The following is a 13,161-nucleotide window of genomic DNA, read 5'->3' on the forward strand; positions in this document are numbered from 1 at the left end:
TACTTGGACTCGCCTCATCAAGAAGGCTGTCGGAAGTGAGTTCAGTCGGAGATCTGCTGCCAAGACAGAACCGGCTCCCTCGCCGCTTTCGTCTGGTCGATTCGCTTCGCGGCGGTCGCGTTCGGAGCTTCGCTGATCACGTCCTCCCCTTCGTCGTCTACCGAGTTGAATGCTGCCGCCAACTGATCTAGCGTCTTTCTGCTTTCAGCCTCCGTCGGCTCCGTCATCAGTGCCTCGTCAACGATCTCGGGCCACTTCGTCGTCGGGGGATGCACCCCGTAATCGAGCATCTTCTTCGCAAAGTCAGCAGCGTCCTTTTTCGCGGCACTCGCGACGAACTCGTGATGGAACGGCTCGAAGGGGACGTCAAGGTTGACCTGTGACGCGAGGTAGTTCGCGTTGAGGACCGCCTTCGCGCTCGTATCGGTCAATCCGGTATCCCCGAGACGGGAGATGTAGGCGTGCGTTTTCAGGAGAACGAGCCAGTTGCCCATCGAACCGTGGACCTTTCCGATGGATTCCTCGGGGTCGAAGAGCGTGTACTCCTCGCCCTCCTCACCCACCTGTGGACTGGGAAGGAACTTGGCGAGGCCGTCACGGACGCCGATTGGCCCAGCACCCGGACCGCCTCCACCGTGCGGCGTCGCGAACGTCTTGTGGACGTTGTAGTGCATGATGTCGAATCCCATATCGCCAGGGCGAGCGCGACCGAGCAGTGCGTTCAGGTTGGCTCCGTCGTAGTACAGCAGTCCACCAGCGTCGTGTACGATCTCGGCGATGTCTTCGATGTCTCGTTCAAACAACCCGAGCGTGTTCGGATTCGTCAGCATCAACGCGGCGGTCGAGTCACCCACCGCTGCGGACAGAACGTCGAGGTCGACTCGACCGTCGTCGTCGGCCGGGAGTTCGACGATGTCGTACCCGGCCATCGCAGCGCTAGCGAAGTTCGTCCCGTGAGCGCTGGACGGAACGATAATCTCATCCCGCGGGTCCGCTTCCCCGTTATACTCGTGGAACGCTTTCGCGATCAGAATTCCCGTTAGCTCACCGGCCGCACCCGCGGGTGGCTGAAGCGTCACCGCGTCCATTCCGCCGATTCGACCGAGGTAATCCTGTAGTTCGTAGTATATCTGTAACGTGCCCTGAGCCGACTTCGACGGCCGATCCGGATGGACCGTGGCCGACGGTAGCGCGGCGAGGTCCTCGGTGAACTTTGGGTTGTACTTCATCGTACAGGAACCGAGGGGATACGGACCGCTGTCGATTCCGTAGTTCATCTGAGAGAGCCTCGTGTAGTGGCGAACGAGTTCGGGCTCGGAGAGGGACGGCAATTCAACGCCCTCACGAGTCAGTTCGTCGGGGAGATGCGTATCGGTCGGCTCGTATCGAGTGGTGTCTTTCTCCGACAGCAGCGGTTCGTGACCTTCGGATGCCGTGTCGTTCCACTTCGCCTGTCGATGTTGTTGCATTATTCCATCACCTCTCGGAAGCTCTCGATGAAGTCGTCGATCCGGTGCTCGTTCGTCTCAGTCACACAGACCTGTAGCGTCTGGTCGTCCCGTTCGTGGACTGCGAACCCCTCGCCCACCAAGTCCGAAACGACCTCCGAGGCGTCTCGTTCGACTGCTACGGTGAACTCTCTGAAGTGGTAGGCGTCGTTCACAGGGGCCGAAACCCCATTGATCTCATCCAGTTCCGCGGCGACGCGCGCTGGGAGACGTGTGCATCTATCTGCTAATTCGGTGAGTCCGTCAGGGCCCAAGTACGTGGCGTGAATCGCCGTCCGAAGGGCGACCCAGGCTTGGTTACTGCAGATGTTACTCGTCGCTCGCTCTCGACGAATGTGCTGTTCGCGAGTCTGGAGAGTCAACGTGTACGTTCGGTCGCCTGCACTATCTCTGGAGGCACCGACTAACCGACCCGGGATCTGTCGAAGGAAATCGTCCCGACAGGCGAAGATTCCGATACTCATCCCGTAGACGTTCGGAAGTCCGAGCACGCCGGCGTTTCCGACGACGATATCGGCGCCGAACTGCCCCGGGTTTTGGAGGAGCGACAACGCAACCAGGTCGGAGCCGACGCAGAGCAGCGAACTCTCCTCGTTCACTATCGAACCGATCTCCGTCAGGTGCTCTTCGATCACCCCTTCTGAGGTGGGGTTTTCGACGTACACGAGGAGGACGTCGTCGTCGAGGTACGAGCGGAGCGTCTCGGGTCGAACCATCCCTCCCTCGGTCGGGAGTTCTCGAATCGACAGGTCCGAGCCATCCGTGTAGTTCTCAAGGACATCTCGGCGCTCGGACCGAAGATAATCAGGCACGAGGACCACCGATCCGTCCGCTTCGCGGACTCTGTCAGCGAGCGTGGCGGCCTCTCCGAGGGCCGTTGCGGCGTCGTACATCGAACAGTTCGCCACGTCCATTCCAGTCAGCTCCGAAACCAGCGACTGGAACTCGAACAGTACCTGAAGAAATCCTTGAGAGACCTCCGGCTGATACTGCGTGTACGAGGTGATGAACTCCGAGCGGAGTGAGAGATGATCGACGACGGATGGAACATAATGGGAGTAGTGACCCCGACCCAGGAACTCGGTAACGTCGTCGTTCGTTCCAAGGACGCGATGAAGCCGCTGCATCACCGCCTGTTCTGACGATGCCTCGATACCGAACTCGCCGTCGAACCGAACGGAGTCCGGGATATCGAATAGCTCCTCGACGTCCGTCGCTCCGACCGCGTCCAGCATCAGACGGACGTCCTCTTCGTCGTGGGGGGCGAACGGACTCCCGCGGTCGTTCGAACGGTCGCGCGTGGCTTGTGAATCGTCTATCTCGAGACTATCTTGCATCGTGTTAGATGTGTTCTTCGTACTCGCTGGCGGTTAGCAGATGATCGATACCGGACTCCGTCTCGACAGCCACCAGCCACCCGGACTCGTGGGGATCGTCGTTGATGAGTTCGGGTTGATCGATGATTTCCCCGTTGACGTCCTCGACCGTTCCCGTGACTGGCGAATAGATGTCCGAAACGGCCTTGATGCTCTCGATGACCCCGAACTCGTCTCCTTCACTAAGTTCGTCTCCAACTTCGGGAAGTTCGGCAAAGACGATGTCTCCGAGTTCGTCTTGGGCGAAGTCTGTGATGCCGATTCTGACGACACCTTCGGCGTCCGTCTTCTTTGCCCACTCGTGCGATTCTGCGTACCGTCGATCGTCTGGAATCTCGAATGTCATGGTGAATTACTCGTCGTCTGAAAGCGTGTTCAGGAACCGGTGATCCACGACCGTCGCCGGTATCGAGTTGTCTCGTATCGTGACTTCGACTGACTGTCCCTCTTCTGCCTTGTCGGCGTCGACGTAGGCGAGGGCGATCGGTTCACTCAGTGTCGGACTCATGGTTCCGCTCGTGACGTGCCCGATGGACTCATCTCCGAACGTCACCTCGTATCCGTTACGTGGTATTCCGCGTTCGTTCAGATGGAGGCCCACAAGCGCTTCGTCGACTCCATCCTCTTCGAGAGCCTCCAGTGCATCCTGACCGATGAAACTCGGTTTCGAGAGGTCGACGACGAACCCGAGCTTCGCCTCGAGGGGCGTTCGCGGTTCGGTTTCGGGATCGAAGTCCTGCCCCGAGAGTAGTAGTCCAGCCTCGAGCCGGAGCGTATCACGAGAGCCCAGACCGCATCGCTGTACGTTGCCGAAGGCATCCCACATCGGCTTGGAGTCGTCTACGTCGAAGAAGATCTCGACGCCGTCCTCCCCGGTGTAGCCGGTCCTCGCAACTAAGCAGTCGACTCCGTCAACGGTGGTTCGTACCATCGAAAATCGGCCGAGGCTCGTAATCGAGTCTGCTGATCTGTTGTCGACGATTTCGATGGCATCCGGCCCCTGTACGGCGACCAGACCCAACTCTTCGGTCCTGTTTTCGACACTGACCTGAAGCCCGAGTCGGTGGGCATGTTCTGACCACCGGTCAGCCATCTGCGTTCCGTGCCCGGCGTTCGGAACGAATAGATACGCCTCTTTGTCCGGATATCTATAGACGACAGTGTCGTCTATGATCACCCCGTCTTCGTTTAGGATGCAGGCGTACTGTGCGTCACCCCCACCAAGCTCTCTGACGTCGTTACTGGTGAGACGATTCATCAGCTCCGCTCCGTCGGCCCCGCTGATTTCGACTTCACTCATGTGGCTTACATCGAAGATTCCGGCGGAGTTGCGGACGGCAGCGTGTTCTGTGCTAATTCCGTCGAATTTTACAGGCATCTCCCAACCGCCGAAGTCGGTGAACTCGGCTCCGGCATCCAGATGTGCCTGATAGAGTGGTGGCTTACGTAAGGGCACAGAAAAGTGTGGCTCACCCAGTTATAAATACCTTTCTGTGAGAACAGAATTATCTACAGTCGTTCGTCGGTTGCCGAGGGAGAGGGGTTTTATTATCTCACCGTAGATATTTCCCACTATGGGGAAAGAATCGCGAAAAACGTCCGAGACATCGCTCCTGACGCTCGAAGCGATCTGTGACTTAGATAGCGCATCTCTGACGGAGATAGCAGAGTACACCGGAATTCCAGTTAGCACGCTGCACACCCACTTGCAAACGCTACAGCAGATGGAATACGTGATCCGTGAGGATCAAGAGTACAAACTCGGAATGAAGTTGTTCCATCTCGGGGAGAAGGCTCGTTGGCGAGACGACCGCTACCAACTCGTGAAGGAGAAAGCCTGGGAGCTAGCGAATCGAGTGGGTGAAGAGGTCAACTTCGCTATCGAGGAGAACAACCGAATGGTTATCGTATTTGACGAGACGACCGCGCCATCAGACGAGGGGTTCCAGGTGGGACGGTACTTCGACCTCCACAGTTCAGCCTGTGGGAAGGCAGCGCTGGCAGAGTTCTCGGACGCGAAACTTGAGAGATTTCTCGAGTGCCGCGAGCTAACTGCACACACTGACAACACGATAACGGATAGAGGAGATCTCCGCACCGAACTCAAGACCATTCAGGAGCAAGGATACGCGGTGAACAAACAAGAGGAACTTGAGGGGCTTAGGGCCATCGCCGTCGTTATCAACGAACCCGACGGTGGTGTGTTCGGTACGCTCGACATATCGGGCCCCCCGTACCGTCTTCCGGATGACGAAGTGACCGCGAAGCGGTTGCAATCGGTGGTGAGCGAAATCGAGTCCGCTTTGGTCTCCGAATCGGAGAGCTAGAGAGCGGTTGACGGTTCTCTCGGAGTATTGCTGAACAATGATACTCGGAGAGACTGGGCGACACACCCATCAGTGAGTTCGTCGCAGTGTTCTCCAATCCAGGAACCCGAATTGATGAGTGGACCGTTCTCACTCCGAACGTCCGCGAGAGATTGACCGAGACGTAGTTGGTCGCTCGATCATCAATCCAACTCGGGACCTCACTTCATACACGCACGGCTACGCCGAGCGTGAGTCTGCGACTCAGGAGGAGTGGTGCTGCGGGCGGTCGGTAACGCGATTACCGAGCCAACGGTGAGTTAATTGGAGCACTGAACGACTCCGATCCTTCGTATCATTTACCAGCGAGCAGCGAGTTCCCCCGAATACGGAGAACACACGCGACCGACAGTTATATATGTTTATTCGTGAGAATAGTCATTTGCTATGATCTGGCACAGGCTGGTAACGGCAGTACCTGCGTACATGGATGTCGCCAACAGTCGATGGTTGTGGATATCGACGCTACCGGTAGTCATGGTAGTGCTGTCGCAAGCGGCCATCTTTCTCCGGCGCGCGTGGAGAGACGGGAAGGAGATGGGACTGTCGGAGGACCGTCTAAGATCGGGATTCAAGACAGGGGTGATATCGGCCCTCGGTCCGTCTGTCGCAGTCCTGGCCGGCATGTTGGCACTAATTGCGACCATTGGCGGTCCTGTCGCGTGGATGCGTCTCTCGGTAATCGGATCGGTAGCGTTCGAATTACCCGCCGCCGAATTAGGCGTTAGTCAGTTCGGATATAGCTTAGGAGATCCAAATATCTCCCAGAGGGCGTACGCGACGGCGGTTTGGGCCATGACCCTCGGCGGCACAGGGTGGTTGCTTGTGGCGGCATTCGGCACTCGACACATGGAGAAAGCGAGAGAGAAGATAAGCAACGGGAATGAAAAACTGATACCGATCATCAGTTCAGCGGCGATGCTCGGCGCGTTCGCGTACTTCTTGAGCGGTGAAGCCACGGCCGGTACCCCTGAAACCGGTTCTATCGCAGTCGGGGGACTGGTGATGCTCGCGTTGCTACGTCTTGCAGACAGTCGAGACATTCAGTGGATCAGAGAGTGGGCACTCGGGGGAGCGATGTTAGTCGGCCTCGTAGTGGGAACCGCACTCCAACTCACTGTCGGGAGCTGGTGGTGACATGTCTGGAACTACGGGTAACGACGACGTGTACGAGGACCGCTTCATTCCCTACATCAACAAATGGGGACGGAGAACGAGCCTTCTCGCGGTCGCACTCTCGTTCGGTCCGGCGGTTGCGCTGTTTGTCATCTTCGGAATCATCCCTCCGACGCAGGCGATAATCGCCGCGTTTGCATCGGTCGCAGTCACATTCGGGAGCGCCTGGGTGGTCGAACCGCTGTCGTACTATCCGGTCTTGGGGATTCCTGGAACGTACATGGCTTTCCTCTCGGGTAACATCTCGAATCTACGACTCCCCTGCGCCGCGGCGGCACAAGAGAGTACCGACGTCGAACCCGGTACGCCACAAGCGAGTATCATCTCGACAGTAGCGATTGCCGCATCAATCTTCGTCAACACGGTGATGCTCGGCATCGGTGCGGTCGCACTCGTCTCAGTCTTTCGGGCGCTTCCCGACTTGGCGAAAACTGCACTGGAGTCGTACCTGGTACCGGCGGTCTTCGGGGCCATCTTCGCTCAGTTCGGGAGGGATTATCCGAAGGTCGCGGGAATTGGGCTCACACTCGCGTTGATTATGACTCTGCTATTGGAACTCGGATATCTAGCGTTCCTCCCGAGCTATCCTCTCTATGCGGTGATTGTCGTCTCCGTATTCGGGACGATACTCGCGGCCCGATGGATGTGGCAGCGCGATATGATTGAGCCCCCCGACGAAGGAGAAGCCGAATAGCGGAGATAACAGAGTGACGAACGAATACGTACCCGATAACAATAATGAATACAAACATTCAGCTTCCACCGGAACAATATCTGATCGACCTTCGGCGCGAATTCCACGCGTATCCCGAACCGGGTTGGTGCGAGTACTGGACGACGGTCCGAATCGTCGAAGAACTCGAAGATATCGGCGTCGACGACATCCACATCGGTCCCGACGCACTGGACACCAATGAGCGGTTAGGCGTCCCGGAGGAACGGGTTCTCTCAGAGTGGTTCGACAAAGCGGAATCCAAGACTAACCGGACAGATATTCTGGAACGAATTGAGGGCGGACGAACTGGAGCCGTTGCGGTCGTAGACCGTGGTGATGGTCCGACTGTCGGGCTTCGAGTCGATATCGACGCCTTACCGATTAGGGAGTCGACTGACGGAGATCACGTACCCGCCGCTGAGTGCTTTCGCTCGAAGAATGAAGGGTTCATGCACGCCTGCGGCCACGATGCACACGTCGCGTTCGGGTTGGGAACACTTCGGACCGTCGCCGAAAGTGAGTTCCGGGGTACGTTCAAGGTATTCTTCCAGCCCTCCGAGGAACTCCTCGGGGGTGGTAAACCGATGGCCGTGGGGCCGCACGTTGACGACGTGGATTATCTCATCGGGACGCACGTGGGACTCGATCACCCTACAGGAACTGTGATATCCGGTATCGACGAGGTGCTCGCGCTCTCCCGTCTCGCGATCACGTTTTCCGGAGAATCGGCACACGCCGGGGTGGCTCCGAACCAGGGCAGTAACGCGGTACAAGCGTTCGTAACCGCCGCGAGCAACGTGTACGGTATTCCACGCCACAGCGATGGCGCCACTCGAGTCAACGTCGGTGAGATCAGTTCAGATAATCCCGCGAACGTGATCGCAGACAGAGCGACAGCGACGATCGAGGTCCGGGGAGAGTCGAACGATGCGATGGAGTACATGCGAGATTCGGTCCGCCGGTACGTTGAATCGGCGGCGGAGATGCACGGATGCGAGGCGGAAATCGCGCTCGTCGGAGCAGGGATTCGAGAGGACAGCGATGAGGAACTAGTCGAACTCGTCAGTGAGGTCGCGAACGGCATCGACAGTGTGTCCTCGGTAGTTCGACGTGGGAGCGCGGGTGCCAGCGAGGACGTAACTTACCTCATGCGGGTCGTCAAGGCGAACGGTGGGAACGCGTCATACATCGGCATCGGCGGTGGCAATCCCAGCGGTCACCACACCCCGACGTTCGATATCGACGAAGACTGCCTGCTGATCGGTGTTTCGACGCTCTCGAAGACGGTCCTCGAACTCCTATCGTAGTTCCTCTCGGTTTAGCCATTCGAGTACTCGATTGGGACTTACAGGCCTACAGAAACTCGGTGTCTGAGAGGTCCAGTTTCCGGGTGGGTCGATCTGAGGTGTTCCTGCAGAGAACGGACCCTCTGAGCGAAATCTCCTCGCTTCTTGAAACCGGCTAACCAGGCAGCGACGAGTCGAAGTACTCATCAGGACCGCCGCTCTGAAGTAAACTAATGACGCAAGAGTTAGTCGAAGTACTGTTCGTCGATCCGTTCGACCTGATGAACACGATCGGCCTCGTCGCGTTCGCACTGGTCGGCGCGACCAAAGCAATACGAGAGGAGTTTGACCTGTTTGGGGTCACAGTTGTCGGCCTCGCGACGGCGTTCGCGGGTGGAATGACTCGCGACCTCCTCGTCAACCGGATTCCGCTCGCGCTCAGTTCACCCATCGAGATCGGCCTCGGATTGTTCGGTGTGGGGCTGGCTGTCGGAATAAGCGCTGCACTCGATTCGGCCGATACCCATCCGTTGACACTGTTCTCGGATGCAGTCGGACTCACCGCGTTTACCGTGACAGGCGCTATCGTCGCAACGCAGGCCGACATTTCAGTCTTCGGTGTCGTCGCAATTGCGACAATAAATGCCGTAGGTGGCGGTGCCATCGCAGACGTCTTATTAGATCGCCCTCCATTCATCTTGCTCGACGACTTCTACGCTAGCTGCGCGGTGCTGGGTGGTAGCACGTACTGGGTTGTTCTCACCGCCACCGGCTCGAACGGAACCGCTGCAGCGGTATGTGCCGTAACAGTGATCGGAACCCGATTTAGCGCGCTCGTCCACGGCTGGTCGATCCCGAAAGCCCAAGTATTGAAATCGACGGGTGAGAGACATTCCCGTCATGATTAGCATGACTCGATCTTCACGTACGCGTGGCAACCGCATCGGTGTCTGTCGTGAAAGTTGGTCTGTACGACGAGACCTGATTCGGATGTCCAGTCTGAAGCGGAACTGATTAGCCCCGTCGCACCGTTTAACTAGGTAGAGAATGACGGTAGACGAATCGAACCACCACTGTCGAAGAATCACTATCTCCCTCGCTATCCGGAATCTTTTCGGCGTCCTCTTGGTCGCAGTCTGTCTCGCTGCAGTCGTCGGATTCGTGACAGGCGCGTTCCTTCGTGTCCTCTATTGGCTGACGTCTCTCCTATGGGAAACGGTTCCCGAGACGATCACCGTATTTCCAGGACACCCCCTGTACACGATTTTCGTCTGTACCGTCGGGGGTCTTACGCTAGGGCTGGGACGTATCCATCTTGGTGACCATCCGGGGAACGTCGAAGAGCTACTGTCGGAGATCCGCGACGGTCGTACCGTCAGTCGCGACGAAATCTCAAAGGGAGCGGTGAACTCTCTGGTTTCGTTAGTCTTCGGAGCGAGTCTCGGTCCCGAACTCGCGTTGATGGCGATCGGCGGCGGCCTGAGTTCACACGCCCTCACGAGGCTGAAACCCGCGATTCGGACCACGTGGACCGCGACAGTCTCGGAGACGAGCGCGTCGCTCCAATCCCTCGTCTCACCGTCGGCTGAGCCACTCACTCACTCTGTCGGACGGGATGACGTCCCGCCCGTCCCGCGATGGTGGCGATGGGTTCCGGGAATCGCTGCTATCGCGGTTGGACTCGTGACTCTCAAAGTAGCCGCCGGGAGCGGATTGAGCTTCGGATACGCCGTCCCGGAATTCCGTTCGTCGGATCCGACACAGCGTCTGATAGGGGCGGTTCTCTTTGGGACAGTCGGTGGCCTCGTCTCCGTACTATATCTCGAATTACGTCGACGACTGCAGACCCGTGGTGGGGAGAACAATCGCCTCATGCGGTCGACGGTAGGGGGCCTCACGTTGGGATGTGCTGGCGCGGTCGCACCCGGTATTCTGTTCTCGGGGCAGGGAGCGGTCGAATCCCTCTTCGGTGGACTCCCCCTCGGAGCGGGGGCGTTACTCGCGGCCGGCTTTGCGAAAATTCTCATGGTGAGTGTGATGCTTGAGACGGGCTGGAAAGGGGGGCCGATATTTCCGCTCTTGGCCGGAGGTGCGGCCATCGGCGCGGCACTCGCTCAAGTGATTCCCGGAGTCGGTACCGTAGTCGGGTTGACCGCGACGATGGCCGGAGTACCCACCGGGGAGTTACCCCGTCCGCTCGTACTCGCCGGGTCGGTGGCCCTCTTTTTCTCGAGTTCGCTGTTCGTCGTTGCGGCTATCGGTGCAGTGGCTGGGACACTGATCGTTCGAGTGGTGCGGATGATGCGTTAATTGAGTGTGTCTCTCAGGTGCGTCCTGCCGGAAGAGACGGGAATACCACGTCGTCCAATGAAACAGAATCGCAGACTGGATTGTACTGCCAGTTGTTCGCGACCGAACGAGGGGGATTCCGTATTCGCGTCGATGACTAACACGCTCGTGACGTACCCAGAGAGAGCGCATTCTGTGTGAATTAGTCGTACGTCATCTTGAGTTCGATCTCGTTCGAACCGGTCGAGACCAGTTCGATCAGTTTGTTCCGGAACGATTCGTTATCGACGCGCGTGACCGGTGCAGAGATTGCGACGGCGCCGACGACAGACTCGTCGATGATGATGGGTGCTGCCACCGCTGACGTTCCCTTCGCCGCCTCGTTGTGATTCACCGCGTATCCCTGTTCTCGGATCACCGAGAGTTCCGCTCGGAGTTCCTCCATTGTCGTAATGGACTCAGAGGTCTTCTCTGGGAGACCGTGCTGGTCGACCACCTCCTCCACGTGTTTGTCAGACGAGAAGGCCAGTAACACCTTCCCAGACGCGAGGCAGTGCATATATTCGTGCTTCCCCAGTCGCTCGTGCGTTTCGATCGAGTCCTCTCCCAACTCTTGGGATAGATACACCGCCTTTCCATTCTCCTCGACCATCAGCCACACCGCCGCCCCACTTTCGTCGGCCAGGTTCTTGAGTGTTGACTTCGACTTCGAATATACCGAAAAAGTCTCTCGGGCTGCGATACCGTGGTCGAGGAACTGAAGCGAGAGAGTGTACTTTCGGTCGTTCCGCGAGAGATAGCCGACGTGAACGAGCGTCGTCAGGTAATCGTGAAGCGTGCTCTCAGCCATATCAACCTCTTTCGATATATTCGTGAACGTCGCCTCCTCTACTCCCTGAACTACGTTTATCAGCTCGAACACTCTGACCGCCGTTTTGATCGGCCGGTTCGGCAAGTCTGCGTCGGTCATACGATAATTGAGGAGGATTTCCGGCATAAGAGTTGTGTTACGAAGTGCCACGATTTCGTATTCGATATCCCACCCGATTCGCGCTCTTTTTTCCTACATTACGATACTAATATTGTAACGTTAGATTGAGCAGCGCAGGAACAGGTCGGAGAGAGCCGAAATTGTGAAAATAATACTTCGATATAAGCGAAACAAGCTGTGTTTCTCGTTATACAGTGTCTCGGCAGATATCGATACATAGGTCTGCACCATGACCCGGAAAATACTCCGAAAATACCGAAGCCGATCGAACGTGAGGAACAACTCGAATCGGAGAGAGTCCGACATCGGTCGGAGCAGCACTGTCTAATTAAGCCAATTTGAGAAGTGAGCAGGTCGTTGAGTGAATCGTCCAAGACGCTCTCGAACCTCGGTGTCAGCTACCTCATCCCGAAGCGCGTTCATGCGACTGAGAAACGAGTAATTGGGGCGATAGAAGCAGAAGGTCGCGATGTCGCCGTCGGGTCAGCGACCGTACATTTGAATACGGGATCGCACGCGATGCAGTTCCTCTACATCCCCTCGACGAAGAGCGATGGAACCGCCGTATCCGCGACGAATCTTCGTGTGAGCACGGACGAGGCGGAGGCAGTGTGTCGTCGGTATAGTTCTCGGTGGCAGATCGAGAACGAATACAAATCGATCAAGAACGACTTCTTAGCGAAGACCTCGTCGAAGGACTATCGAGTACGGTTGTTCTATTTCGTGTTTGCCGTTCTCCTCCACAATATCTGGCGTCTCACGGACTTCCTGCTGAAAGCCGCTGTCGGTGAAGAGATGGACTACGCGCCGATGTTGACTGCTGGCGAATGCGTTGAATTGGTCTCCTCAACGCTTCCACCACCTGATTGAGACTCGATATTTCCTTATTCTACCCATCTAGAGCGGTATCACTGTCAAAGGATGGTTTTTCCTTCTATCTTTTTGATATGTGGCGCTATACTGGTCGAATAAAAGACCAACTACTTGTAACCGACCGTAGTCGAAGTCAGTTCGTGGAGAAACTGGGCCAGAATAGAACCATCCTCCGAAACTGTGGTGACTGCCACAGAAATCGATTCGATATATCACCATGAAGTTTACCAGTGCGTCTCGGTACACAGAAATGCCATATTCGACAGGTAGAGTCGCTCTCTATGGTACCTCGTACTTCGAGGAACCTACTTACGTGTAGATGAGTACACGAACGTAGAACTAAGGGGGTCGACGCTGTACCCTCATCCCATCCAATGTCACCAACAGAATCCAGAGGTTACGGCCCACGAAACGTCGTTCCAGTCTCACGGAGAGTTCCGTGACCGACGACGACTCCGAGGTCTCCCAAGCTGTTGACCGCTACCTGCGTTCCAGCGGTGACTCCGACCAGTACCGCCAAACCGCCGAAACCGTCCTCGACCAGTTCACCGACTGGCTTCAGCGTCGCGACCTCGAGACCT

At 57.1% G+C, this 13,161-nt stretch carries 11 protein-coding genes and 1 pseudogene; 7 read left to right on the forward strand and 5 right to left on the reverse strand.

Annotated elements, in window-relative coordinates; all coding sequences use genetic code 11:
- Positions 1 to 41: 41 nt before the first annotated feature.
- From gcvPB to gcvT, 4 genes are read right to left on the reverse strand one after another with little or no spacing between them, the layout of a single operon-like run.
- Positions 42 to 1,469 (reverse strand): aminomethyl-transferring glycine dehydrogenase subunit GcvPB, encoded by a 1,428-nt coding sequence (gcvPB, locus tag C474_RS13115; RefSeq protein WP_008387600.1) that lies wholly within the window; start codon positions 1,467 to 1,469, stop codon positions 42 to 44.
- Positions 1,469 to 2,845: an aminomethyl-transferring glycine dehydrogenase subunit GcvPA gene (gene gcvPA / locus C474_RS13120; RefSeq protein WP_008387601.1), complete on the reverse strand. Its 1,377-nt coding sequence runs from the start codon at positions 2,843 to 2,845 to the stop codon at positions 1,469 to 1,471. The genes gcvPB and gcvPA overlap by 1 nt, the downstream gene beginning before the upstream one ends.
- A 4-nt stretch (positions 2,846 to 2,849) precedes the next feature.
- The gene (gene gcvH, locus C474_RS13125; protein WP_008387602.1) at positions 2,850 to 3,230 is read right to left on the reverse strand and encodes a glycine cleavage system protein GcvH; all 381 of its coding nucleotides are present in this window, start codon (positions 3,228 to 3,230) and stop codon (positions 2,850 to 2,852) included.
- 6 nt (positions 3,231 to 3,236) lie between these two features.
- On the reverse strand, positions 3,237 to 4,340 hold the full coding sequence (gcvT, locus tag C474_RS13130; protein WP_049916972.1) for a glycine cleavage system aminomethyltransferase GcvT: 1,104 nt from the start codon (positions 4,338 to 4,340) through the stop codon (positions 3,237 to 3,239).
- Between the two features lie 118 nt (positions 4,341 to 4,458).
- Here gcvT and C474_RS13135 point away from each other — a divergent pair, with 118 nt between their 5' ends.
- From C474_RS13135 to C474_RS13160, 6 genes are all read left to right on the forward strand, one after another.
- On the forward strand, positions 4,459 to 5,211 hold the full coding sequence (locus tag C474_RS13135; protein ID WP_008387604.1) for an IclR family transcriptional regulator: 753 nt from the start codon (positions 4,459 to 4,461) through the stop codon (positions 5,209 to 5,211).
- A 426-nt stretch (positions 5,212 to 5,637) separates the two neighbouring features.
- The gene (locus C474_RS13140; RefSeq protein ID WP_204366089.1) at positions 5,638 to 6,387 is read left to right on the forward strand and encodes a DUF5058 family protein; all 750 of its coding nucleotides are present in this window, start codon (positions 5,638 to 5,640) and stop codon (positions 6,385 to 6,387) included.
- Position 6,388: 1 nt separating this feature from the next.
- Entirely contained in the window at positions 6,389 to 7,120 is a 732-nt protein-coding gene (locus tag C474_RS13145) for a hypothetical protein (protein ID WP_049916973.1), read from the forward strand.
- A 44-nt stretch (positions 7,121 to 7,164) separates the two neighbouring features.
- Positions 7,165 to 8,448: an amidohydrolase gene (locus tag C474_RS13150; RefSeq protein ID WP_008387608.1), complete on the forward strand. Its 1,284-nt coding sequence runs from the start codon at positions 7,165 to 7,167 to the stop codon at positions 8,446 to 8,448.
- A gap of 212 nt (positions 8,449 to 8,660) precedes the next feature.
- Entirely contained in the window at positions 8,661 to 9,335 is a 675-nt protein-coding gene (locus tag C474_RS13155; protein WP_008387609.1) for a trimeric intracellular cation channel family protein, read from the forward strand.
- A 139-nt stretch (positions 9,336 to 9,474) separates the two neighbouring features.
- The gene (locus C474_RS13160) at positions 9,475 to 10,737 is read left to right on the forward strand and encodes a chloride channel protein (protein WP_008387611.1); all 1,263 of its coding nucleotides are present in this window, start codon (positions 9,475 to 9,477) and stop codon (positions 10,735 to 10,737) included.
- A 181-nt stretch (positions 10,738 to 10,918) separates the two neighbouring features.
- Here C474_RS13160 and C474_RS13165 read toward each other — a convergent pair whose 3' ends face one another.
- Positions 10,919 to 11,686 carry an IclR family transcriptional regulator gene (locus C474_RS13165; RefSeq protein WP_049916974.1) on the reverse strand — a complete coding sequence of 256 codons (768 nt, stop codon included), beginning with the start codon at positions 11,684 to 11,686 and terminating at the stop codon, positions 10,919 to 10,921.
- Between the two features lie 393 nt (positions 11,687 to 12,079).
- Here C474_RS13165 and C474_RS13175 point away from each other — a divergent pair.
- Positions 12,080 to 12,577: pseudogene (locus tag C474_RS13175) on the forward strand (transposase); the annotation flags it as partial.
- Positions 12,578 to 13,161: the final 584 nt, after the last annotated feature.

Source organism: Halogeometricum pallidum JCM 14848 (assembly GCF_000337095.1).
In the GTDB taxonomy this organism is placed as follows: domain Archaea; phylum Halobacteriota; class Halobacteria; order Halobacteriales; family Haloferacaceae; genus Halogeometricum; species Halogeometricum pallidum.